General features: G+C 66.4%; 3 protein-coding genes. All 3 read right to left on the bottom strand.

Annotated features, from left to right (window positions below; genetic code table 11):
* A partial coding sequence (locus V8683_RS31245; RefSeq protein WP_462880745.1) for an AAA family ATPase occupies positions 1–220 on the bottom strand: 220 nt, incomplete at its 3' end.
* Positions 221–223: 3 nt separating this feature from the next.
* The gene (locus tag V8683_RS31240) at positions 224–1,546 is read right to left on the bottom strand and encodes a DDE-type integrase/transposase/recombinase (protein WP_411188276.1); all 1,323 of its coding nucleotides are present in this window, start codon (positions 1,544–1,546) and stop codon (positions 224–226) included.
* Positions 1,547–1,675: 129 nt separating this feature from the next.
* Positions 1,676–2,209 carry a DUF6431 domain-containing protein gene (locus tag V8683_RS31235; RefSeq protein ID WP_411188275.1) on the bottom strand — a complete coding sequence of 178 codons (534 nt, stop codon included), beginning with the start codon at positions 2,207–2,209 and terminating at the stop codon, positions 1,676–1,678.
* Between the last annotated feature and the right edge of the window lie 180 nt (positions 2,210–2,389).

Raw genomic sequence — 2,389 nt, 5'->3', positions numbered from 1 at the left:
GATAGATGGTCTGGTAGCGGTGCGGATTGAGGTTGCGCGTGAGGTGGCGCAGCATGGCGGTCTTGCCCACGCCGGGCTCCCCGGTGAGCAGGCCGATGCCGGGGCTGTCGAGCAGCCACTGGAAGCGTTCGGACAGGCGCGCGAGCGCGCCATCGTCCCACAGATCGGTGCCGTCGGTGTCCAGCGGCGCGCAACGCAGGCCGAAGTGTTGGCGGTACATGTGTCAGTCCTCGCGACGGTAATGATGTTGATGGACGAGTTCGATGAGGTTGGCTGTGGCAGCGGGCGCTGCAGTCGCGGCAACGGCGGGCGTCCTGCTGCGCCGGCGCCGGCTGTTGGCCAGCGCATCAAGCGCGGTGGCCGCGCCCAGTGGAGCGCCCTGCCTGCTCTGGACACGCACGACCGTACCGGCGTGCGGATCGACGACGAGCACGACGTAGTGGCCGCTGAGTTCATAGGGCACCTCGAAGACGGCGCCTTCGTACGAGACGGTGCCGTCGCGGCGCACGCGTCGCTCGACGCGGTGCAGGAACAGCTCATCGAGCCTGGGGGCAAGCGAGCCGAGCGCGCGGATGCGCGGCAGGTCCTGCCGGTAGCGCGAGAGCGGCGTCACGTTCTCGCCCAGCGCGCTGTGTGGCTCGCAGTGGTAGACCTGTTCGAGCCACGCCCACAGCCGCGCGTTCAGGTCAGTCAGCTCGCGGATGTGTGTGGTGTCCAGTTCGGAGAGGAACTGCTCGCGTACGGTACGGTGCCAGCGTTCGAGCTTGCCCTTGCTTGTGGGCTGGTAAGGCTGGCAATGCACGAGACGCACGCCCAGGTCTGCGCAGATGGTCTGCAGGCTCGCGGCGCGATAGGCCGCGCCGTTATCGACGACGAGCATCTTTGGAATTCCGCGACGCAAGAGCGCCTGCTTGAGCACGCCCTCGATCTCGAGGGCCGTCTCGGACAGACAGAAGGCGCTGTGTGCAACGAGGCGCGAGGCATCGTCCATGAGCGAGACGAGATAGGTCTTGCGGCGCGCCCCGCCAAACGAGAACGTCGGGCCGTGCATGACGTCACCGTACCAGATGGAGCCAGCGTACTCGGCCACGAAGCTGCGCTTCTCCTGGGCAACGACTGTAGGGCTGGCGATACGCGAGAGGTCGTGAGACTTGAGCAGGCGGTGCACGGCGCAGCGTGAGAGTGTGCCGCGCGCCACGATGCCGGTGGCCTCCAGCAACAGCCGGATCTGGCGCACCGAGCGGCTGGGGTTCTCGCGTTTGGCGGCGAGCACCGCAGCCTGCACGACCTCGGGCAGCTTCGAGCGACCCGTGTCGGTGCGCGGCCGGATGGCGAGCCCTGCGATGCCTTCGCGTCGCCAGGCGTAGTACCACGTCTGCAACGTGCGCTCGCTGATGTGACGCCGGCGCGAGCCCGGGATCGCGTACTCCTTGAGGGCGAGCTGACGCAACAGCTGTAGCAGCTCGCCGCGTTCGAGTCGCTCGCGGCTCACGATGGGGCCGAGCACGGACAGCCGGAACAGCGCCACGGGGTCGATGTCGTTCATGAAGTCTCCGTTGAAGTGGAAGAGACCTCATGAAACGCCTGATGCCGTGCAGGCGGCAGTGGGCAGACCCTGTGGGTTGCCCGTTACCGCGTCCGGCAGTGCGTCTCGTGTGGAATTGCGTTCAGCCGATCACGGGACATCGAGGCCATCCAGATCAAGCCAGGCCATCGCACGCGACAGCGACATGAGCGCGAAGCAGGGGCGCCAGAAGGTCGCCGTGTCGGCTGCGCGGCCCAGTTCGGGCAAGCGGCTTCGCAGGGCGAAGGCAAAGTCCTCACTGCAGCGCATGAGCCATCGCCACCAGCGGCGCACGGTGTGGCGATCGATGCCGACCAGGGCTGCGATGCGGCGCAGCGACAGGCCAGAGAGGATCAGGCAGAGCACGAGTTGCTGCAACGCCCAGCCGTACCAGCGCAGCGGGCAGATGCACAGCGGCAGGCGCGAACAGGTACGTCGGCAGGCGGCACAGCAATAGCGTGGCACGGGCACCGGATTGAGCGCGCCGGTGACGCTTCGGTCGGCCTTGCGTTCATAGAAGCCGTGCGCCCACAGGCACGTGCGGCCGCAGTGCGGGCAGCGGCCGGGATGATAGGACTGGGGCGTGGTGACGATGGAGCGAAGATGCTGTTCGAGCGTGAGAAAGGAATGTACGATCCGAAGCATAGGCCGGGCTGTTCTGCGTTCGTGGGCTGGTGTGAGAGCCGTCTCACGATAACAGAGGAGTACCGGCCTATCTCATGTCCACCGCATCGCACGATGCTCACGCTGAAATTCAGGAAATCGCCCTGGACGAACGCGAGACAAATACCCCCCGCCCAAACTCAAATAGCCCGAGCCGTAACA

This window comes from Paraburkholderia sp. AV2, assembly GCF_054968425.1.
The sequence above is the reverse complement of the archived record's forward strand: the minus strand, read 5'-3'. Positions and strand labels throughout refer to the sequence as shown.

What these genes read in the sequence shown, in the direction of transcription:
- V8683_RS31240 (WP_411188276.1), bottom strand. Translation starts at nt 1,546, where the DNA reads ATGAACGACATCGACCCCGTGGCGCTGTTCCGGCTGTCCGTGCTCGGC.
- V8683_RS31235 (WP_411188275.1), bottom strand. Translation starts at nt 2,209, where the DNA reads ATGCTTCGGATCGTACATTCCTTTCTCACGCTCGAACAGCATCTTCGC.